Origin of the sequence: Carbonicoccus niuqiaonis, from assembly GCF_050157065.1 — a bacterium.
Taxonomy (GTDB): Bacteria; Actinomycetota; Actinomycetes; order Propionibacteriales; family Propionibacteriaceae; genus Avipropionibacterium.
Map to the genome: position 1 here is coordinate 1327993 of NZ_CP189573.1, position 20986 is coordinate 1348978.

Below are 20986 nucleotides of genomic sequence, written 5' to 3' on the forward strand. Positions count from 1 at the left end.
CCGACCATGGGTGACGACACCGAACAGCACGATCGACCATCGACCGGGACCGACGAGCAGGTCTGCTTCATCTATCGCCTGCTCCCCGGCGCCGGCCCCGAGTACGACCGGCTGCATGCCGAGATCCCGGACGTGATCCGGCAGCGGATCGAGGCCCGGGGCGCCCACGACTACTCGATCTTCCGGCGTGGTGACCTGGTCATCACGGTGCTGCGCCGTGGCCCCCGACGCGCTGCCGACGACCCGGCCACCGAGGCCGACCAGGCGGCGTGGTCGGCCAGCCTGCGGCCCCTGTTCGAGGCGATCAACGACGCCGACGGCAACCCGCTGGTGGCCCATCAGGTGTTCCGACTGGACTGACCCAGCGCGAGTGCGCCCAGGTCGTCGGGGTTGATGGTGGCGTGCAACGGCCACTGCCAGTCGCCGAAGATGTCGATGATCCGGGCGGACTCCAGCCAGTCGGCGACCCGCTCGGTCTCCTCGACGGTGCAGGCCGGCATCGGCGGGGTGGGTGCGGGGACGGTCTCGGCGACCGTGACGGCGGCCCGGGCCACCGCCTGCGGCACCTCGCCGGGCCGCGCCAGCGCCGCCCGGGCGAGCCGGCCGTACCTGATCACGTGGATCTCCCAGCCGCGCGCCGACCTGGCCGCCGCGACCACCTCAGGGAGCCGGGCCAGGCTGGCGACCCGGTGGTTGCGCCGGGCCACCGCGACGGTCGAGCTGAGTCGCAGTCGGATCTGCTCGGCCTCCTCGTACCGCTGCTGGTCGACCAGTCGGCGCAGTCGCTGCTGGACCGCACTGAGCGCGGGGCGGACGTCGGTGGTCAGCACCCTGCGCAACTCCTCCACGACCCGGCCGTACGTGTCGACGTCGACCGACCCGTCGCAGGGGGACAGGCACCGTCCCATCCCGGCCAGCGCACAGGGACTGACCTGCGGCTGCTTCGCCAGCCGCGGCGTGCACCGCCGGACCGGGAAGGCGTCGTGCAGCACCGCCAGCACCGCGTCGGCGGTCCGCCGGTCACGGACCGGGCCGAAGTAGGTGGCCGCGTCGTCGCGGACGGTCCGGACCACCGACAGTCGCGGGAACGGCTCGTCGGTGATCTTCAACCAGTGCAGCCGATGCGGGAACTTCGAGCGCCGGTTGTACGGCGGGGAGTGGGCCGCGATCAGTCGCAGCTCGGTCACCTCGGCCTGCAGCGCGGTCTCGCACACCACGTACTCCACCCCGCTGGCGAGCCGGACCATCTCGTCCATCCGCCGCCGGGTCTCGGCGGCGGTGAAGTAGCTGCGGACCCGGTTGCGCAGCGAGGTCGCCTTGCCGACGTACAGCACCCGCCTGCCGTCGGCCAGCGGATCGTCGGCGACGAACCAGTAGACCCCGGGGGCATCGGGCAGGTCGGCGGCCCAGGTCCGCTTCGCCCGGCGCTGCGGTGAGACCTGCCGGCTGAACTCGACCAGGTCCTCCACGGTGTGCACGCCGAGGTTGCCGACGCGCTCGATCAGCCCGTGCAGCACGTCGACGGTGGCGCGGGCGTCGTCGAGTGCCCGGTGCGTCGGCGTGGTGGGGCTGTGGAAGTGGGCCGCCAGGGTCGACAGCTTGCAGTTGGGCACCTCGTCGCGCAGCAGGATCACCCGGGCCAGGGCTGCGGTGTCGAGCACCCGCGGGTTGGGCCAGCGCTGCTGGGCCCCGGCACAGGCCCGCTTCAGGAAGCCGACGTCGAACCGGGCGTTGTGGGCGACCAGCACCGCGTCGCCGAGGAACTCCAGGAACGACGGCAGCACCGAGCCGATCGTGGGCGCCTCGACGACCATCTGGTGGGTGATGCCGGTGAGTACGGTGACCAGGGGTGCGATCGGCCGGCCCGGGTCGACCAGGGTCTGGAACTCGCCGAGCACCCGGCCACCGCACACCTTGACCGCACCGAACTCGGTGATCGCGTCGTCGGCACCGCTGCCGGTGGTCTCCAGGTCGACGATGCAGAACGTCGTCTCGGCCAGCGAGGTGCCCAGGTCGGTGAGCGCAGGTTGCATGGGAACAACCGTACGAATGTGGGCCGACATTTTCGGGAGGTTCGCGAGGTCGGGCCGTACAGGTGTGCGAAATTGTCGGTGGCCGCGACCACAGTGGGGGCCATGGACATCACTCACGTTGACTGCGGTACGTGTTCGGTACGGGGCCGCGCCTGCGGCGACTGTGTCGTCACCGTCCTCCTGGGTCCGCCGGCCGAGGTCGAACTGACCGGGGAGGAACAGGCGGCGATCGACGCGCTGGCGGGCGCCGGGATGGTGCCACCCCTGCGACTTGTCCGAGGGGTGGATGCCCTGCCGCAACCGGAACTGGTCGATCCGCCGGGTCCGCTGCCGGACCGCGATCCGGGGCACGGCTGGCGCCAGCACGGCTGAGCGCGGGAGGTCCGATCCGGGGCCGGGGTGCGCCGCCCCGGGTCTCGGGGTGGCGGTGGGGGACTCACCCACAGCACCCGGTTGCACGTGACCATTTCGTGACTTAAGGTGACTCGCAGTGTCTGGGCTTCTTGGTGGTGGAGGGCCGCCGGTCCGGGCACACGTCGAGTCCCCGCAAGGGGAACCGGGGAACCATTCACGTGGGGTGAATCGCGGCACCGCTGTGTCGTGTAGGGCCACCTTCGGGCCCGAACCCGTCAGCTCACCCGGTAGGCGTACGACTGAAGGGAAGCGCGTGATCGCACGCAACAGGGAGCCGCGTCTGGCAGGCCTCGGCAAGGCCGCCCGCGGCGTTGTCGTCGGAGCCGCTGCGCTGGCAGTCGTGTTCGCCGCCGGAGCCCCCGCCCAGGCCGACCCGGACGAGCAGCCGACAACGGTTGCCGAGGCCCGCAAGCAGGTCGACAAGCTGGAGCAGGAGTCCGCGGTCATCGACCAGAAGTACGTCGACGCACAGGAGCGTCTGAAGGAGGCCGAGCGGCAGCTCGCCACCAAGAAGCGTGACCTCGTCGCCCAGCAGGCCAAGGTGGCCAAGCTCCGCGAGTCCGTCGCCCGGATCGCGTTGCAGCAGTACCAGAACCGTGGCATCGACCAGACCACCAAGCTGGTCGTCTCCTCCTCGCCCGAGGGCCTGCTCCGTGACCTGTCGGTGATGGAGCGGGTCAGTGCCAACCAGCGCGTCACCTTGCAGAACTACCAGACCGAGACCGCGAACCTCGGTGACCTGCAGCGCGCCTCCGAGACCGACGTCGAGGCGATGACGACGGCCAAGGCCGAGATGACCGAGGCGCGTACCGAGTCCGAGGCCAAGATCGCCGAGGCCAAGAAGATCCTCGCCAAGCTGACCGAGGAGGAGCGCCGCCGGATCGAGGAGCAGCGCCGGGCCGAGGCTGCTGCGGCTGCCCGCGCCGCCGAGCAGGCCCGCGAGGAGGCTGCCGCCCGTGCCACCCGCAGCGGTGAGCGGTCGAGCCAGTCCACCGAGTCGAACCGGTCCACCGAGTCGAACCAGCAGCAGAAGAAGACCCAGGCCCCGAAGACCGAGACCCCGGCACCGCCGGCCTCGGGTCGCGGCCAGCAGGCGCTTGCGTTCGCCGCGTCGAAGCTCGGCACCCCGTACCTGTACGGCGGCACCGGCCCGCGCTACGACTGCTCCGGGCTCACCCAGGCCGCCTGGCGCTCCGCCGGTGTCAGCATCGGCCGCACCACCGGAGCCCAGCGTGCCAACGCCCGCTACATCTCGCGCAGCCAGCTGCAGCCCGGCGACCTGGTGTTCTTCTACGGCACCGGCCACGTCGCGCTGTACGTCGGTGGCAACACGATCATCCACTCCCCGCGCACCGGCACAGTCGTGCGCTACGAGCCGATGAGCAACATGCCGGTGTCGAGCTACGGTCGCGTCGGCTGAACGGTGCCGAACTGACGCACCCGCACCCGCCACGTCAGCCCCTCCGGCCACCCGGCCGCGAGGGGCTGACGTGTCCCCGGCGGTCCATCCTCACCACCGCCGGGGGCCTCGTGGTCGCGGCCCTGGCGGCCCCGGCGCTCGCCGCCTGTGCCCAACCGGGCGAGCCAACCGCACCCATGACCCGCGACCAGGCCGCGACGCTGGTGGCCGCCTGGGCCACGGCGGTCACCGACCGGGACGCCGCCGCCCACGACCGCATCTGGGCCGACGGAACGGGCATCGCCCCCGACGCGCTGCGGGACAACTTGTTCGCGCTGCCGCTGGCCGAGTTCGCCGCGACGCCGGCACCTGAGGACCCGCACCCCGGCGGGATCGACGTCGACGTCACCTGGCGCCTCGACCACGAGTCGGTCGCCGCCCGGCACCGGCTGCGCCTCGCCACCACCGCCGGCACCGCCGCGGAACCGAAGCTGGCCACGCTGCGCACACCGCCGGGCGAGGTCGACCTGCTGACACCCCAGTGGTACGAGGAACGGCTCACCGTCGAGCGGTCCGACCACGTGGTCGTACTGGCCGGCCGCGACCAGGCGCCGACCCGGTGGCACGCCGTCCTGGAGCCGGCCCTGGCCGTGGCCGGGATGCGGGTCGGCCGTGACGTCGGCACGGTGACGGTGCAGGCGCCGGCCACCGAGGCCGTGCTGGCCCAGCTGATCGGGGCCGAGCTCGGGCCCGACGCCACGTGGGCCGCGTTGTGCCGCCCGGTGGGCCGGGGGAGTCCGGCGCCGGTCCGGTTGCTCCTCCATCCGGTCCGCGCCGGCGCCATGACCGACCCCGAACGGGCCGCACTGATGCGCCACGAGGCCGTCCACCTGCTCACCGACAGCCCCAGGTCATCGCTGCCGATGTGGGTGGAGGAGGGCTACGCCGAGGCCGTGACCTGGGCCGACGACGACGCCGGCGGGTGGCGGCAGGCCGAACCGCTGCTGGCCGAGCTCGCCGCCGGTGGGCCGCCGGACTGGCCGCCGACCGACGGCGAGTTCGGCGGGTCGGCCGCGGCCCGGGCGTACGCGCTGGCCTGGTCCGGCTGCCGCTGGCTGCTCGAGGTCGCCGGCTGGCCGGAGCTGCGCCGCTGGTACGACCTGCAGGCCCCCGTCGACGGCACCGCCGGGATTGACGAGATCGCAGCCCTGCAACAGGTGTACGACATCACCGACGCCCAGCGGCGGGAGCGCTGGGCGGCTTGGTTGGGTGAGCGCACCTGATGTCGACCCTGGTGATCAGCAACGACTTCCCGCCGCGGACCGGCGGCATCGAGAGCTTCGTGGCGACCGCCTGCGAGCTGCTCGACGACGACGTCGTCGTGCTCACCTCCAGCGAGCCCGGTGATCGGGCGTACGACAACGGCCGCCGTCACCCGGTGCACCGGCTGCCCTGGCGGACCCTGCTGCCGACCCGCCGGGTCGCCGCGGCCGCGACCGAACTGCTCCGCAGCCACGGCCTGCGGCGGGTGCTCTTCGGGGCGGCGGCTCCGCTGGCGCTGCTCACCCCCGCACTGCGTGACGCCGGGGCCGAACGAGTGGTCGCGCTCAGCCACGGCCACGAGGTGTGGTGGAGTGCCACCCCCGGCTTCGCGGGCCGGATCCGGCGGATCGGTGCCACGGTCGACGCGCTGGGCCACATCTCCGACTTCACCGGGGCCCGGATCGCCGCCGCACTCGACCCGGCCGACCGTGCCAAGCTGGTCCGACTGCCGCCGCCGGTCGACCTGGCCCGGTTCCGACCCGACGCCGCGCCCACCGCCAGCCACCGCGACGGCACGGTCCGCGTGCTCGCCGCCGGCCGCTTCGTCCCCCGCAAGGGATGGCAGGTGCTGCTGCAGGCGTGGCGGGGTGTACTCGCCCAACTGGCCCGGCAACCCGATGCGCCGCCGGTCCGACTCGACCTGGTCGGCACCGGCCCGCTCGCCGGCCGACTCCGGGCGCGGGCCGCCGGCTTCCCGCCCGGCACCGTCGCCGTCCACGACGCCGTACCGCACGATGCCATGCCGGCCCTGCTGGCCGCGGCCGACGTCTTCGCGCTGCCCGTGCGGACGCCGTTCCCACGCATCCAGCCCGAAGGGCTCGGCCTCACCTTCGTCGAGGCGGCCGCGTGTGGGCTGCCGGTGCTCGTCGGGGAGAGTGGCGGCGCCCCCGAAACGGTGGTCGACGGTGAATCCGGGTACCAGCTCGACCCCGACGACGCGACGGCCTGGTGTCGTCGCCTCGTGGAGTTGATCCGCGACCCCGGGCGTCGAGTGGCGATGGGGAAGCGTGGCCGCCGACTGGCCGCCGACCGGTTCGCCGCGACCGCTGTCCGTACCACCCTCCGTACCGCACTGGAGCTGCGACGATGATGTCAGGCATGGAGTCGGGACCCGGCTGGGGTGCGATGGTCGACGAGCACGTCGAAGGCGTCGAACTGCTGATCCGTGCCCCGGCGGCGGTGATCAGCCGCCGCTTGGCCGACGGGTTCCCGGGCCGGGTGGCCGCGCTCGGTGTTCGGCTGCACCGTTACGAGGATCGTGGTGCGGAGGGCGGCCGGTACGTGCTGACCGGACTGCTGGTCGGCACCGGTGAGTGGTGGCTGGAGACGCTGCCGCCGTCGGCGGCCACGCCGGACGAACCGGCGGTGGTGGTCCACGCCTGGTTCCGGGGACGCGCCACGCGGAACGGTCGGGGCGATCCCGTACGGCACTGGCCCGGCCTGCTCGGGTGGCCGGGGCGACGCCGTACCACCCTGACCGTCCGGGCGACGGCGCGCCGTTTTCGGCAGCTGCTGTTCCAGCTCCGACGCGAGCTTTCGTGAGACGCCGTCTCGCCATGAGGGCAAAGATTTGTGCCGGGCCGTCCGGTGAGGTAGAAATTTCAACATGTTCGTCGACCGCAGCCTGCTCAGCGTGACCCGTCGTCACGTTGACTTCCAGCGTGTCGACAGTGACCTCATGTGCCGAGTCTGCTGATTCGGCGCGTCTGACCCTGAAACCTGTCCGGGCGCGTGTCGTCCGGATGTCCAGCTGAGCCTGTGACCACCGGGTCGACCCGCGCCTCCCTTCCGAGCATCGAGGCACTCTCACCATGAACACCACCCAGGTCGACACCACGTCGGCACCGGCGACCCCGCGCAAGGGCTCGAAGGGCCAGTGGAAGGTCGACGGCACCACGCCGCTCAACAGCAACGAGGAGAACAAGGCCGCCGGCAACGGCCTCGAGGTCCGGCAGCGGATCCTCGACACGTACTCCAAGGAGGGGTTCGCCTCGATCCCGAAGGACGACCTGCACGGTCGCTTCCGGTGGTACGGGCTGTACACCCAGCGTCGGCAGGGCATCGACGGGTCGCGCACCTCCAAGCTGGAGGCCGACGAGCTGTCCGACGAGTACCTGATGATGCGGATCCGGATCGACGGTGGGGCGGTCACCACCCAGGGCCTGCGGGTGATCGGGCAGATCTCGCAGGACTTCGCCCGCGGCACCGCCGACATCTCCGACCGGCAGAACATCCAGCTGCACTGGGTCGACATCGTCGACGTGCCCGAGATCTGGCGGCGGCTCGAAGAGGTCGGGCTGCACAGCACCGAGGCGTGCGGTGACACCCCGCGGGTGTTCCTCGGCAGCCCGGTCGCCGGTATCGCTGCCGACGAGATCATCGACTGCACCCCTGCGCTGCAGGCGATCCGGAGCCGGTTCATCGGCGACCCCGAGTTCAGCAACCTGCCCCGCAAGTACAAGACCGCGCTCACCGGGCACCCCAGCCTCGACGTGGTCCACGAGATCAACGACTTCTCGCTGGTCGGCGTGGTGCACCCCGAGCTCGGGCCCGGCTACGACCTGTGGGTCGGCGGTGCGTTGTCGACCACGCCGCGGCTGGCCGAGCGGCTCGGCGTCTTCGTCACCGAGGACCGGGCCGCCGAGGTGTGGGCCGGGGTCACCGGCATCTTCCGCGACTACGGCTACCGCAAGCAGCGCACCAAGGCGCGGCTGAAGTTCCTGCTCGCCGACTGGGGGGTGGAGAAGTTCCGCGAGGTGCTGGAGACCGAATACCTCGACAGTCCGCTGCCGGACGGTCCGCCGCCGCCCCCGGCGACCGGCTCGGCCGACCACGTCGGCATCCACGAGCAGAAGGACGGCAAGCTGTACGTCGGGGTCGCCCCGACCGTCGGCCGGGTCAACGGCGAGACGTTGCTGAAGGTCGCCGACGCGGCTGAGGCGGCCGGGTCGGGCCGGATCCGCTTCACCCCGCACCAGAAGCTGCTGGTGCTCGACGTCGACCCGGACAAGGTCGACACCTTGGTCGCCGAGCTCGACGCGTTGGGGCTGCCGGCCAACCCGAGCCCGTTCCGCCGCAGCACCATCGCCTGCACCGGTATCGAGTACTGCAAGCTGGCGTTCGTCGAGACCAAGGAGACCGCCGCGTCGGCGATCGCCGAGTTGGAGAAGCGGCTCGCCGGGATCGAGATCAACCCGCCGATCACGTTGAACGTCAACGGCTGCCAGAACTCCTGCGCCCGGATCCAGACCGCCGACATCGGCCTGAAGGGGCAGCTGCTCGGGGGCGATGAGTTCGGCTTCCAGGTGCACCTCGGCGGTGGCCTCGCCTCCTCCGATCGTGCCGAGCCGGGCCTGGGCCGTACGGTCCGAGGCCTCAAGGTCCTCGCGGACGAGCTGCCCGACTACGTCGAGCGCGTGGTCCGTCGGTTCCTCGCCGAGCGTGAGGGCGACGAGACCTTCGCCACCTGGGTGCACCGCAGCGACGACGAGGCACTCCGATGACCGGCGCGGGTGTCGTGACCGGCCGACGTGACCGGGCCGAGCTGAAGGCACTGGTGGCCGAGGCGAACGAGCGGTTCGCCGACCTCACCGCACCCGAGGACGCGGCCGCCGTGCTGGCGTGGGCGTCGACCGAGTTCGGAGACCGGTTGGCGGTGGCCTGCTCGATGGCCGCCGACACCGTGGTCGTCGACCTGGTCGCCAAGGCACACCCCGGGGTGGACGTGCTGTTCCTGGAGACCGGCTACCACTTCGCCGACACCTTGGGGACCAAGGCCGAGCTCGCGTTCGCGCTGGACGTCAACGTGGTCGACGTGATGCCGAAGCTGACCGTCGCCGAACAGGACGAGAAGTACGGTCGCGACCTGTTCGCCCGTGACCCGGCTGCCTGTTGTGCGATGCGCAAGGTCGAACCGCTGGCCGAGCAGCTCGCCGGCTACGACGCCTGGGTGACCGGCGTCCGCCGCGAGGACAGCCCGCTGCGGGCCGACACGCCACTGATCGACTGGGACGAGCGCCATCAACTGGTGAAGCTCAACCCGGTCGCCGCGTGGACCTTCGACCAGGTCCTCGCCCACGCCGAGGAACATGCGGTCCCGATCAACCCGCTGCTCGCCGACGGCTACCCCTCCATCGGGTGCGAACCGTGCACCAAGCGGGTCGCCCCCGGCGAAGACCCCCGAGCCGGCCGCTGGGCCGGTCTCACCAAGACCGAATGTGGGATCCACACATGACGATCACGACTTCTGACACACCCGTGACCACCGAGGCGGGCGTACCCGAGCACCTGGCGCAGGTCGACCAGCTCGCGTTGCTGGAGAGCGAGGCGATCCACATCCTCCGCGAGGTGGTGGGGGAGCTGGAGCGTCCGGTGATGCTGTTCTCCGGCGGCAAGGACTCGGTGGTGATGCTGCACCTGGCGGCGAAGGCGTTCTGGCCGGGCCCGATCCCGTTCCCGGCACTGCACGTCGACACCGGGCACAACTTCCCCGAGGTGCTCGACTTCCGCGACCGTACGGTCGAGCGGCTGGGCGTACGGCTCGAGGTCGCGTCGGTGCAGGACTACCTCGACGACGGTCGGCTGCAGGAACGACCCGACGGCACCCGCAACCCGCTGCAGACGCTGCCGTTGCTGGACGCGATCACCGGTGGTCGGTACGACGCGGTGTTCGGTGGTGCCCGCCGGGACGAGGAGAAGGCCCGCGCCAAGGAACGCGTGGTGAGCCTGCGCGACGAGTTCGGGGCGTGGGACCCGCGCAACCAGCGGCCGGAGCTGTGGAACATCTACAACCCGCGGCACCGTCCGGGCGAGCACGTCCGGGTGTTCCCGCTGAGCAACTGGACCGAGCTGGACGTGTGGCGCTACATCGAGCGGGAGCAGATCGAGCTGCCGCCGCTGTACTTCGCCCACGAGCGCGAGGTGTTCTCCCGGGACGGCATGTTGCTGGCGGTCGGGCCGTACAGCCAGCCTTCCCCGACCGACCAGGTCACCCGTCGCCGGGTGCGCTATCGCACCGTCGGCGACATGTCGTGCACCGGTGCGGTGTCCTCCGACGCCGCCACGCTCGCCGACATCATCACCGAGGTCGCCGCGACGACCATCACCGAACGGGGCGCGACCCGCGCCGACGACCGGATCAGTGAGGCCGCCATGGAGGACCGCAAGAAGGAAGGCTACTTCTGATGAGTGGGCTCGAGACCTCGCTGCTCCGGCTGGCGACCGCCGGCTCGGTCGACGACGGCAAGTCGACCCTGGTCGGGCGGCTGCTGCACGACTCGAAGAACGTGTTGGCCGACCAGCTGGACGCGCTGGAGCGACTCAGCCGCGAACGTGGCCTGACCTCGACCGACCTGGCCCTGCTGACCGACGGCCTGCGGGCCGAACGGGAGCAGGGCATCACGATCGACGTCGCGTACCGCTACTTCAGCACGGGGTTGCGGAGCTTCATCCTGGCCGACTGCCCCGGGCACGTGCAGTACACCCGTAACACGGTCACCGGTGCGAGCACCGCCGACGTCCTGGTCGTGCTGGTCGACATCCGGTCGGGTGTGCAGGACCAGACCCGGCGTCACCTGGCGGTCGGTGCCCTGTTGCGCGTCCCGCACGTGGTCGTCGCGGTCAACAAGATCGACCTGGTCGACTACGACGGGGACCGGTTCGCCGAGGTGGCCGACGAGGTCGCCCGGACCTGCGCCGCACTGGGGATCACCTCGGTGCACACGATTCCCGTGTCGGCGCTGGTCGGCGACAACGTGGTGGAGCGGTCCGAGCGGACCCCGTACTACGACGGGCCCAGCCTGCTCGACCTCCTGGGGGAGTTGCCCGGCGGTGAGCAGACCACCCACGAGGCGTTCCGGTTGCCGGTGCAGTACGTGCTGCGGCCGCAGCAGGCGGCGCGCGACCCGAAGTACGTCGAGTACCGCGGGCTGGCCGGCCGGGTCAGCGCCGGGACGGTCTCGCGCGGCGACGAGGTCGTCGTGCTGCCCGGTGGGCAGCGCACAACCATCGCCGGGATCGACACCGCCACCGGCGAACTGGAGTCGGCACGGACCGGGCAGTCGGTCAGCCTGCGGCTCGCCGACGACCTCGACGTGACCCGCGGTGACCTGATCGCGGCGGCCGAGGGCGCACCCGAGGCGGTCCGGGAGACCGACGCGATGGTGTGCTGGCTGGCCGAGGTGCCGCTGCGCAAGGGACAGCGGGTGCTGTTCAAGCACGGGTCGAACACCGTCCAAGGGATGGTGACCGAACTGCACGGCCGGCTCGACCTCGGCAGCCTGACCGCCGAGCGGGTCGAGGCGTTCGACCTCAACGACATCGGCCGGATCAGCCTGCGGCTGGGCGCCCCGGTGCCGGTGGAGGACTACGGCCGCTCCCGGACCGGCGGGGCGTTCGTGCTGATCGACCCGCAGTCGGGCGGCACGTTGGCGGCCGGAATGGTCCGCCGGGAGCGTCGCGACGGGTCGCTGGCCGTACCGTCGTTGACGATCGAGTGGGAGATCTGATGTCACTGTTGTTGTCCCTCGACCTGCGTGACCGCGACGTGCTCGTGGTCGGCGGTGGGGCGGTGTCGGCCCGTCGTACCCGCGACCTGGTGGCCGCCGGGGCCCGGATCCGGCTCGTCAGCCCCGAGCTCTGCCCCGACCTGGCCGAACTGGTCGGCACCCACCCGATCACCTGGCACCCGCGGGGCTGGCGGCCCAGTGACATCGACGGGATGTGGCTGGTGCACACCGCGACCGGGGTGCCCGAGGTCGACGCCGCGGTGGCCGCGGCCTGTGAGGCCAACCGGACCTGGTTCGTCGACGCGACCGACCGCACCCGCAGTGCGGCCGCCGTCCCGGCCCGGGTCACCACGACGACACCGGACGGTACGGTCACCGTCGGCGTCCACACCGGGGGCGACCCGCGGCGGGCCCGGCACATCGCGACCGCCCTGTCGGACCAGCTCGAACAGGGTGCGGTCGACCTACGTCGCCACCGTCCCCGTGAGGGAGCCGGCTGGGTGGCCCTGGTGGGCGGCGGACCGGGCGACGACGGGCTGTTGACCGCCCGGGCACGGGTGCTGCTGCGGTCGGCCGACGTGGTCGTGATCGACCGGCTCGCACCGCGCAACATCGTGGCGACGCTGCCCGCCGACGTCGAGGTGATCGACGTCGGCAAGTCGCCGGGCCGTCACCCCGTTCCGCAGTCACGGATCAACGAGATCCTGGTGGCGCACGCTTCCGCCGGGCGAGGTGTCGTCCGGCTCAAGGGCGGGGACCCGTACGTGCTGGGTCGCGGCGGTGAGGAACGGCTGGCCTGCGAGGCGGCCGGCGTTCCGGTCGAGGTGGTGCCGGGCATCAGCAGTGCCATCGCGGTGCCGGCCGCGGCCGGGATCCCGGTGACCCACCGGGGTGTGGCGACCGGGTTCACCGTCGTCACCGGCCACACCGACCTGCCCCAGGTGCCCGGTGGCGGCGACCACACGCTGGTCGTGCTGATGGGGGTGTCGACCTTGCCGCGGACGGTGCAGTTGCTGCTCGAGCGTGGCGTCCGGCCCGACACCCCGGTCGGGGTCGTCGAGAACGGGTGCACCCCACAGCAGCGGGTGGTCGTCGGTGAGCTCACCGAGCTGGTGGACCTGTGCCACCGGGCCGAGATCGGCTCCCCGGCCGTGGTCGTGATCGGCGACGTGGTCCGGCTGGCCCCGGCCTGGGGTGAGGCCCGTCGGACGCCGGAGCTGCTGTCGGGGTCAGACCCGAGCGCCGTCGTCGTCGGACTCGTCGCGTCCTGACGGCAGCTGGCTGAACAGCCACAGCATTCCGCCGGCGAAGCCGATCAGGGCGGTCCATCCTGCCCAGCCGGGTAGTCGCACACCGGCGAGCAGGAGCACCGTCACCGCGACCCCGAACATCATGCCCAGTAGGGCAATCAGTGTCGTCAGCGAGGGCCGCCACGGGGGCAACGGGGTGCTGGGCAGCGGTTCGTCGGGCAGCTCGTCGTCATCGGGTGGGCTGTAGAAGCGCCAGTCGGTGGCGAGGTCGTCGTCGGTGTCGTGATCGTCGGTGTCGTGATCGGCGGTGTCGTGGTGGTCGGTGTCGTCGTGGTCGGCCCCGGTGGTGACCTCGGGTGGGGCGCCGTGGCGCGACGATGCGGTGGCCGGATCATCGTGTCGGGGCAGGTCGATCGATGCCGCGTCCCACAGGCGTTCGGCCGAGTCGGCCGACCTCAGGCGTGACACGATCTCCGCGAAGGCGGCGTCGACCTCGGCGTCGTCGGGCTCTCGCTCGGCCATGATCAGCTCGATCCGTCGGAGAGGCCGGTGAAGAACTCGGTGGATTCGGCGAAGATGTCGTCGGCCTCGAAGTCCAGTGTGGCAACGTGGAAGCTGCGATGCAACAGCCGTTCGGTGACATCGACCGCGGAGACGCGTTGCATGATCAACTCCACCGACGAGGGATCCACCACGTGGTCGGTGACGGAACGGAAGATGAGCAGCGGGCAGCGCACCTGGTCCAGATCGTCGCGTACCGTCCGCCACAACTTCATCAACGAGGCCGTGGCCCGCAGCGGGGTCCGTGCGTAGGCGCCCTCGCGGAGGCCTGGTTTGGCGATGTCGCCGCCGATCGCCTTCACCGACGGCACCAGGTACTGCAGCAGCGGAACCGCCAGCATCGCCGGATCCCGACTGCCGACCGACGGGTTGACCAACGCCAGCCCGGACACGATGTCGGGGTGCTGCTGGGCCAGCCGCAGGGCCAGTGAACCGCCCATCGACAGGGCACCCACCGCGACCGTGCCGTACTGCTGGGCCAACTCCACCAGGGCCGCCTCGACGGCGTCGTACCAGTCGGTCCAGCTGGTCCGGTTCAACTCCTGCCAGGTGGTGCCGTGGCCCGGCAGCCGGGGCAGCTCCACGGCGAACCCCGCCGCGGCCAGGTGCTCGGCCCAGGGACGCATCGACACCGGTGACCCGGTGAAGCCGTGGCACAGCAGGACAGCGCCCGTCGCCGTACCCTCCGGCCTGGCCGACCAGGCCTCGTAGCCGGGCTGCACCCGGGCCGGTCCGCCCGTCACCACGCCGTCAACCATGCTGTTCACGCCGTCCATGCTATTGCGGTTGTCGCCACACCGAAGGACAGGCCGTAAGGTGCTGCTGTCACCCCAACCTGGAAGGGCTCACCGTGCGGCTGTACCGCTTTCTCCGGGACGTGTTCGTGCGCCCGTGGCTGGTGCTCATGTGCCGTCCGACCGTCGTCGGGCAGGAACGGGTCCCGACGGAGGGCCCGTTGCTGCTTGCGGCCAACCACAGTTCGTGGGGTGAGACGGTCCTGTTGCCGGCCATGACTAACCGGGTCCTGACCTTCGCCGCCAAGCAGGAACTGTTCACCGCGCGCGGGCCGATGCGGCTGGTCGGGATGTTCCTGCGGGCCGTCGGCATCCGGCCGATGGACCGGTCCGGCGGTCGAGCGTCGGCCTCGTCGATGTCGGCGGTCCTGGAGCCGCTGCTCGAAGGTGGTGCGATCGCCCTGTTCCCCGAGGGGACCCGCGCCCCCGACGATCGGCTGTACAAGGGGAAGACGGGGGTGGCGCGGCTCGCGCTCGGCTCCGGTGCCCCGGTCGTTCCGGTGGGACTGCTGAACACCAGGCCGGTCCGCCGACGGTTCCCGCCGATCACGATGATGTGGAAGCCGGTCATCATTTTCGGCGAACCGCTCGACTTCTCCGAATGGGCCGGCGGTGAGGACGACCGTGCGGTGCTGCGCCACGTGACCGATTCGGTGATGGGCGCGATCCAGGAACTGACCGGTCAGACCTACGTCGACGTGTACGCCGCGAGCCTGAAGTCGGCCCGGGAAGAGGGCCGCGAGCTGGTCGCCAAGGAGTTGCCACATCCCGGCTACGGCAGCCCGCTGCCACAGCATCCGGCCGAGCGGGCCGCAGCCAAGGCCCGCAAGGCGGCCGAAGCCGCGGAAGCCGCGGAAGCCACAGCCCCGGTGCCCGAGTCGGCCGGGGACGTGCAGCCATGAGCGAGGACCGGCTGATCTCGCTCGACCCGGAGTCTGGTCGGGTCGACGCGGACGCGGGTGGCGGCGGCAAGGGCCTGTACTGGGTGCTGCGCAACGTCGTGCTCGGGCCGGTCCTACGACGGCTGTTCCGGCCGATCGAGGAGGGGGTGGCCAACGTACCCGTCGACGGCCCCGCGATCCTGGCCGCCAACCACCTGTCGTTCGCCGACTGGATCTTCATGCCGTTGGCGCTGAACCGTCGCGTCACCTTCGTCGCCAAGGCCGACTACTTCACCGGATCGGGGGTGAAGGGGTTCTTCCAGCGAGGCTTCTTCGCCGGCACCGGTCAGGTCCCGATCGACCGCTCCGGCGGCCAGGCCAGCGAGGGAGCGCTGCGGTCGGGGATGAAGATCTTGGAGAGTGGTGAACTGTTCGGCATCTTTCCCGAAGGCACCCGGAGCCACGACGGCCGGCTGTACAAGGGCCGCACCGGCGTGGCCCGGCTGGCACTGCAGGCGCAGGTGCCGGTGATCCCGGTCGCGCTGGTCGGCACCGACCAGATCGCCCCGCCGGGGCGGATGCTGCGCAAGATCATGTCGCCGACGGTGCGGTTCGGCGAGCCGCTCGACTTCAGCCGGTACAAGGGGATGGACGGGGACCGGTTGATCCTGCGGTCGGTGACCGACGAGATCATGTACGCCATCATGGAGATGTCGGGCCAGACCTACGTGGACGAGTACGCCCCGTCGGCGAAGGAGCAGGCCCGGGCCGAGCAGTTGCAGGCGATCCAGGGGTGGATCGACGCGCGCCGGCCCGGTCGCAAGGAGGAGGCGGCCGAGGAGCCGGACGGTTCGGGGGACGGCGAGGGCGGTCGGTCGTGATCGACCTGCACGTCCCGCTGTTCCGCGCCCACGTCCTGGTGCGGGTCGTGCTGCTGCTGCTGGCGATCGTGATCAACCTGCTGCGGCTGGACGAGGCGGCCCGTCCGGTGCTGTTGCTGCTGAGCTGTGTGGTGATGATCGTGGTCACCGTGGGTGCCGGTTACATGTACATCGCGGAGCGGCGCCGTCACACCTGGGTGTTCGTCGCCGATGTCGCGATCACCGTGGTGCTCGTGCTCGCCAGCCCGTACGTGCTGGGCTCCGACCCGGGTGGGACCTCGATCGGATCGATGGTCCCGTACTGGGCGGGCGCGGCCCCGCTGGCGGTGGCGTTGTGGCGTGGCTGGCTGCCGTCGGCGCTGGTCGCCCTTGCGGTCGCGGCGGCCGACCTGGTCGTGGCGCCGGTGATCGACCCCCGCGCCATCAGCGAACAGGTGGTGATGTTGCTGGCCTGCCTGAGTGTCGGCTACTTCACCTCCCAGCTGCGCGTGACCAGCCATGAGCGTGAACAGATGTACGCCGTCGCGGCCGGCATGGCCGAACGCCAGCGGCTGGCACGAATCGTGCACGACGGTGTGCTGCAGGTGCTGGCGATGGTCGAGCGGGAGGGCCGGGCCCTCGGACCCCGCGGCATGCGGTTGGCCCGGGCCGCCCACCAACAGGAGGGGCAACTCCGGGCGCTGCTGCAGGACACCGACATCGACGTCGCCGAGGCCGACACACTCGACGCCACCCACGCCAACCTGGCGGTGATCCTCGATCGCCACGCGATGCACGGCGTCACCATCTCGACTCCCGCCGGCAACGTGCTGGTCGAGGCGAGCCGCGCCCACGAGATCGACGCGGCGATCGCCGAGGCGCTGTCGAACGTCGCCAAGCATGCCGGACCCGAGGCGCAGGCTTGGGTGCTGCTGGAGCGTGACGACGACGAGTTGATCATCAGCATCCGCGACAACGGCGTGGGCGGGAACCCGGCCGACTTCGAGGCGGCCGGCGACCGTGGCCGGATGGGCATGCGACACTCGATCCACGGACGGTTGGCCGACATCGGCGGGACGGCCACCCTGCGGACGGCCCCCGGCCAGGGGACCGAATGGGAGTTCAGGATTCCGGTGGGGACATGAGTGACGGTTACGAGAACGAGGACATCCGGCGTCGCCTGATGCTGGTCGACGACCACCCCATGTGGTTGGAGGCCCTCAGCGGTGACCTGGAGGACGACGGCTTCGAGATCGTCGCCACGGCCACCACCGGCGACGAGGCGCTCAAGCGTGCTCGGGCAACGCGCCCCGAGGTGCTGCTGATGGACCTGCAGATCCCGGACCCGGACGGTGCCACCTGCACCGAGATCCTGCTCGATGAGTTCCCCGAGATGCTGGTGCTGGTGATCTCCGCCAGCGGTGAGCGGGACGACGTACTGCGGGCGGTCAAGGCGGGTGCCAAGGGATACATGGTGAAGTCGGCCTCGCCGGACGAGCTGCTGGACGGGGTCCGGCGGACCGCTGCTGGCGACGCCGTGTTCACCCCCGGGCTTGCCGGCATGGTGCTGGGCGAGTTCCGGCGGATGGTGACCCGCGCCGAAGCGCACAACGACACCGGCCCTGCGCTGACCACCCGGGAGATCGAGGTGCTGCGGCAGGTCGCCAAGGGGCTGGCCTACCGGGAGATCGCCGAACGGCTCTTCGTGTCCCACCGGACCGTGCAGAACCACGTGCAGAACGTGCTGCGCAAACTGCAGCTGCACAACCGTGTCGAGTTGGCGCTGTACGCGATCGAGCAGGGCTACCACGACGGGGAACCGCCGACCGTGATCTGATCACGCTGCCCACACGATCTCCACCCGCGGGCCATCGGGAGGGTACGGCGGCTCTGGACGGAGAGTCCCGACCAGCTCCTCGAGTGGGGTCGGCAGGATGTCGGGTGCACGTGAGGTGTGGCTGTGCCCCGTCGGGGTGTTCGTGGTGACCTGGTGCCTGCCGTCGGGACCTCGTGTCGGTCGGGCGCGCCAGTCCGGCGCCTGTTTGGCATGGTTGCAGGCGGCACAGAGGCCTTGACCGTTCTCGAAACTGGTCGGGCCGCCGTCGGCATGGTCGACGGCGTGGTCGATGTGCCGGATCGGGGCATCGCACCACGGTGTTCGGCACGTCCGGTCACGGAATCTGATCAGGCGTTTGAGGGCCTCGGGGAACAGTCGCGCCCGTGACTCCTGAGTGGCCAGGGCGTCGGAGTCGGGCTCGGTGAACAGGCGGCGCAGCCACACCTGGTCACGCTTGGCCAGCGAGCGGGCCAGGTCGGCGTCGACGAAGCCGTACCCCTCCACGTACGCAGCTCCGTCCGCCGCGCCGAGCAACTGCTCGGGTGACATGATCAGGTTCACCATGATGGGCAGGTCGCCGCCATTGTCGGCGGATGCCCGGTCGGTCCGCGCCGTGTCGCAGTCGTCCCAGGTGATGGCTCGTGCGGCTCGACCGAAGGCTGTACCGGACGCATCCGTGGCGGGGCCAGGCCCGGACTCGTCTGGCTGGGACTCCGTGGCCGGAGCCAAGGATGCCCGCCGGCCGGTGACCCGTTCGACGAGCGTGTCGGCCATCAGCTGGCCCCGGGTCCGCGGATCACCGGTGGCGACGGCGGCCTCAGCCAGATGCTCGAGGGTGGCGAGCAGCCCCACGCCGTCGGCCACCGGGAGCATGGCGGAGAAGTGCGCCATCCCGTCGGGCGCTGGCCGAAGCCGGACGTGACGGGACTTCTCCGCCGTCCGCCGGCGTGCGACAAGGGCCTCGGGATCGAGCTCGCAACTCAGCTTCACCACTTCAGCGATCAGCGCGCGGTCACCGTACCGGCCGAGCAACACGGGGTCGGCGGCGAGCCGGGCGTCGATGACTGCGCGATGCTCCCGGCTCAGGCAGGCGGTCTCGCGGACCAGGATCATCGCCCGCCACTCGCTGATGTGCCCGGTCCGCAGGGCACGCAAGGTGTGCGGCATCTCGCGGTGGAGCACGGTCGCCAGGTCGAGGTGGCGTTGTCCGAGATGGGGCGACTCGTGCCGGGCGAGGGCGACCTGTGACGCGACGCCGCGCCCCCGTCGTGCCGTGGGGACACCACGCTCGGCCTGCCGCGCCCGCTGTGACCGGTCGAGGTCGTTGGTGAGGGCGGCCTGGGCACCTCGCACGGTGTTGGCCAGACGTTCGAGCTGGGTGATCAGGTCGATGCGACGTGCGTCGTCGTCGAGGCCCCGGCTGCTGGCGGCCAGCGCCTCGGCCCAGCGGGCCACCTCCGCCGACTCGGGCAGGCCGGTGGCGACGTCGTCGACGCCTCCAGTACCCTCTCGTTCGAACATGTGTGTCAATCTAGACCACGGGTACGACAAGATTCCAGCACCACCTGTGGACAGCCGGGATCGAGGTCGTCGGGGGAGCGGCTGCCGGCGCGGGAGGGCGCCAAGTCCACCGCACGGAGACGCGACCGCCGCGGGGGCGGGTTCGACCTATGCTTGCCCCCGTGTCGACCGAAACCCGTAGCGCCGAACTGCCCAGCCTGGCCGCGCTCCATGCGCTGAACCCGCTGCAGCAGCCGACCTATGCCGATGCCGACGAGCTGGCCAAGGTGGTGGCGCAGTTGCAGATCATGCCGCCGCTGGTGTTCGCGGGTGAGTGCGACGCGCTGCGCCACAAGATGGCGAGCGTGGCCGCGGGGGAGGCGTTCGTGCTGCAGGGCGGTGACTGCGCCGAGACGTTCGCGGGCGTGACGGCCGACAACATCCAGCGCAAGTTGCGGGTGCTGCTGTCGATGGCGGTGCTCCTCACCTACGCGGCCCAGGTCCCGGTCGTGAAGCTCGGCCGGATCGCCGGTCAGTACGCCAAGCCACGGTCGTCGGACTCCGAGACCCGGGACGGTGTCACCCTGCCGGCCTACCGCGGGGATGCGGTCAACGGATTCGCCTTCACCCCTGAACAGCGCCGACACGACCCGCAGCGACTGCTGGGCGTCTACAACGCCTCGGCCGCGACGCTCAACCTCACCCGCGCCTTCGTCACCGGCGGCTTCGCCCACCTCGCCAAGGCGCACACCTGGAACGCCGACTTCGTGAAGCAGTCGCCGGCCGGTGACCGCTACCAGGCGATGGTCGACGAGATCGAACGGGCGCTGGCATTCATGGAGGCCTGTGGCATCGAGGACGAGAACTTCCGTACCGTCGACTTCTTCTCCTCCCACGAGGCGTTGTTGTTGGAGTACGAGCACGCACTGACCCGGATCGATTCGCGGACGGCCCGTCCGTACGGGGTGTCGGGGCACTTCCTGTGGATCGGGGAGCGGACCCGCCAGCTCGACGGCCCGCACGTCGAACTGCTGCGCCACGTCCGCAACCCGCTGGGGGTCAAGCTCGGTCCGACCACCACGCCGGAGACCGCGCTGGCCCTGGCTGACCGGCTGGATCCTGATCATGAGCCGGGCCGGATCACATTCATCACCCGGATGGGTGCGGGGCAGATCCGCGACATCCTGCCGGGCGTGATCGAGCAGGTCACCGCGTCGGGCCGTCAGGTCGCCTGGATCTGCGATCCGATGCACGGCAACACGTTCTCGACCGCCAACGGCTACAAGACCCGTGCCTTCGACGACGTGATGGACGAGGTGAACGGCTTCTTCGACGTCCACGAGGCCCTCGGCACCTGGCCGGGCGGCGTCCACGTCGAACTGACCGGGGACGACGTCACCGAGTGCGTCGGCGGTGCGGACGAGATCGTCGAGGCCGACCTGGTCAATCGCTACGAGACCGCGTGCGATCCCCGGCTGAATCGCAACCAGTCGCTGGAGCTGGCCTTCCTGGTGGCGGAGCGGCTGGCATCGGGGCGGATCAAGCGAGGGGCCCAGCTCGCCGAGGTCACCACCTGACCTCGACGTGACCGGGTCTGCCGAGCGTCCGTGCTCGGCTTCCCGTAACGT

General features: G+C 71.0%; 20 protein-coding genes and 1 riboswitch. Of the genes, 16 read left to right on the forward strand and 4 right to left on the reverse strand.

Going from position 1 to position 20986, the window contains the following annotated elements; all coding sequences use genetic code 11:
• The first annotated feature begins 6 nt into the window (after positions 1-6).
• Entirely contained in the window at positions 7-360 is a 354-nt protein-coding gene (locus tag ACQBAU_RS06110; RefSeq protein WP_434549392.1) for an L-rhamnose mutarotase, read from the forward strand.
• Here the strand turns inward: ACQBAU_RS06110 and ACQBAU_RS06115 are convergent.
• On the reverse strand, positions 339-2033 hold the full coding sequence (locus tag ACQBAU_RS06115; protein ID WP_465254807.1) for a DEDD exonuclease domain-containing protein: 1695 nt from the start codon (positions 2031-2033) through the stop codon (positions 339-341). The two genes, ACQBAU_RS06110 and ACQBAU_RS06115, sit on opposite strands and share 22 nt — an antisense overlap.
• Before the next feature lie 102 nt (positions 2034-2135).
• Here ACQBAU_RS06115 and ACQBAU_RS06120 point away from each other — a divergent pair, with 102 nt between their 5' ends.
• From ACQBAU_RS06120 to cobA, 10 genes are all read left to right on the forward strand, one after another.
• The gene (locus ACQBAU_RS06120) at positions 2136-2405 is read left to right on the forward strand and encodes a hypothetical protein (protein ID WP_434549394.1); all 270 of its coding nucleotides are present in this window, start codon (positions 2136-2138) and stop codon (positions 2403-2405) included.
• Between the two features lie 152 nt (positions 2406-2557).
• Positions 2558-2696: riboswitch (cyclic di-AMP (ydaO/yuaA leader) on the forward strand.
• A gap of 4 nt (positions 2697-2700) precedes the next feature.
• On the forward strand, positions 2701-3867 hold the full coding sequence (locus tag ACQBAU_RS06125; protein ID WP_465254806.1) for a C40 family peptidase: 1167 nt from the start codon (positions 2701-2703) through the stop codon (positions 3865-3867).
• A 176-nt stretch (positions 3868-4043) separates the two neighbouring features.
• Entirely contained in the window at positions 4044-5129 is a 1086-nt protein-coding gene (locus ACQBAU_RS06130; protein WP_465254805.1) for a hypothetical protein, read from the forward strand.
• A complete protein-coding gene (locus ACQBAU_RS06135) occupies positions 5129-6259 on the forward strand; it encodes a glycosyltransferase family 4 protein (RefSeq protein WP_465254804.1) in 1131 nt (376 codons plus the stop codon). The genes ACQBAU_RS06130 and ACQBAU_RS06135 overlap by 1 nt, the downstream gene beginning before the upstream one ends.
• Positions 6260-6267: 8 nt before the next feature.
• Positions 6268-6711 (forward strand): hypothetical protein, encoded by a 444-nt coding sequence (locus ACQBAU_RS06140; RefSeq protein WP_434549398.1) that lies wholly within the window; start codon positions 6268-6270, stop codon positions 6709-6711.
• A gap of 269 nt (positions 6712-6980) precedes the next feature.
• Positions 6981-8672 carry a nitrite/sulfite reductase gene (locus tag ACQBAU_RS06145; protein WP_465254803.1) on the forward strand — a complete coding sequence of 564 codons (1692 nt, stop codon included), beginning with the start codon at positions 6981-6983 and terminating at the stop codon, positions 8670-8672.
• Positions 8669-9403, forward strand: coding sequence for a phosphoadenylyl-sulfate reductase (locus ACQBAU_RS06150; protein WP_465254802.1), 735 nt, complete (start codon positions 8669-8671; stop codon positions 9401-9403). Before ACQBAU_RS06145 ends, ACQBAU_RS06150 begins: the two co-directional genes overlap by 4 nt.
• Positions 9400-10353, forward strand: a complete 954-nt coding sequence (cysD, locus tag ACQBAU_RS06155) for a sulfate adenylyltransferase subunit CysD (protein WP_465254801.1) — start codon at positions 9400-9402, stop codon at positions 10351-10353. Before ACQBAU_RS06150 ends, cysD begins: the two co-directional genes overlap by 4 nt.
• Positions 10353-11675 (forward strand): sulfate adenylyltransferase subunit 1, encoded by a 1323-nt coding sequence (locus ACQBAU_RS06160; protein WP_465254800.1) that lies wholly within the window; start codon positions 10353-10355, stop codon positions 11673-11675. The genes cysD and ACQBAU_RS06160 overlap by 1 nt, the downstream gene beginning before the upstream one ends.
• Positions 11675-12946 (forward strand): uroporphyrinogen-III C-methyltransferase, encoded by a 1272-nt coding sequence (gene cobA, locus ACQBAU_RS06165; RefSeq protein ID WP_465254799.1) that lies wholly within the window; start codon positions 11675-11677, stop codon positions 12944-12946. Before ACQBAU_RS06160 ends, cobA begins: the two co-directional genes overlap by 1 nt.
• Here the strand turns inward: cobA and ACQBAU_RS06170 are convergent.
• Together ACQBAU_RS06170 and ACQBAU_RS06175 are read right to left on the reverse strand one after the other, a co-directional pair.
• Complete coding sequence (locus tag ACQBAU_RS06170; protein WP_465254798.1) at positions 12905-13447, reverse strand: hypothetical protein; 543 nt, start codon at positions 13445-13447, stop codon at positions 12905-12907. The genes cobA and ACQBAU_RS06170 overlap by 42 nt on opposite strands.
• 2 nt (positions 13448-13449) lie before the next feature.
• Positions 13450-14262, reverse strand: coding sequence for an alpha/beta hydrolase (locus tag ACQBAU_RS06175; RefSeq protein WP_434549405.1), 813 nt, complete (start codon positions 14260-14262; stop codon positions 13450-13452).
• 128 nt (positions 14263-14390) lie between these two features.
• On the opposite strand from ACQBAU_RS06175, the gene ACQBAU_RS06180 reads away from it, so the two are divergent.
• From ACQBAU_RS06180 to ACQBAU_RS06195, 4 genes are read left to right on the forward strand one after another with little or no spacing between them, the layout of a single operon-like run.
• Positions 14391-15182 (forward strand): lysophospholipid acyltransferase family protein, encoded by a 792-nt coding sequence (locus ACQBAU_RS06180; protein ID WP_465254797.1) that lies wholly within the window; start codon positions 14391-14393, stop codon positions 15180-15182.
• Positions 15179-16042, forward strand: coding sequence for a lysophospholipid acyltransferase family protein (locus ACQBAU_RS06185; RefSeq protein ID WP_465254796.1), 864 nt, complete (start codon positions 15179-15181; stop codon positions 16040-16042). Before ACQBAU_RS06180 ends, ACQBAU_RS06185 begins: the two co-directional genes overlap by 4 nt.
• On the forward strand, positions 16039-17166 hold the full coding sequence (gene macS / locus ACQBAU_RS06190) for a MacS family sensor histidine kinase (protein WP_465254795.1): 1128 nt from the start codon (positions 16039-16041) through the stop codon (positions 17164-17166). Before ACQBAU_RS06185 ends, macS begins: the two co-directional genes overlap by 4 nt.
• Complete coding sequence (locus tag ACQBAU_RS06195) at positions 17163-17858, forward strand: response regulator (RefSeq protein ID WP_465254794.1); 696 nt, start codon at positions 17163-17165, stop codon at positions 17856-17858. Before macS ends, ACQBAU_RS06195 begins: the two co-directional genes overlap by 4 nt.
• On the opposite strand, the gene ACQBAU_RS06200 is transcribed toward ACQBAU_RS06195, so the two are convergent.
• Positions 17859-19379: an HNH endonuclease gene (locus ACQBAU_RS06200; RefSeq protein ID WP_465254793.1), complete on the reverse strand. Its 1521-nt coding sequence runs from the start codon at positions 19377-19379 to the stop codon at positions 17859-17861.
• Positions 19380-19540: 161 nt separating this feature from the next.
• On the opposite strand from ACQBAU_RS06200, the gene ACQBAU_RS06205 reads away from it, so the two are divergent.
• The gene (locus tag ACQBAU_RS06205) at positions 19541-20935 is read left to right on the forward strand and encodes a class II 3-deoxy-7-phosphoheptulonate synthase (RefSeq protein WP_434549411.1); all 1395 of its coding nucleotides are present in this window, start codon (positions 19541-19543) and stop codon (positions 20933-20935) included.
• Positions 20936-20986 lie beyond the last annotated feature (51 nt).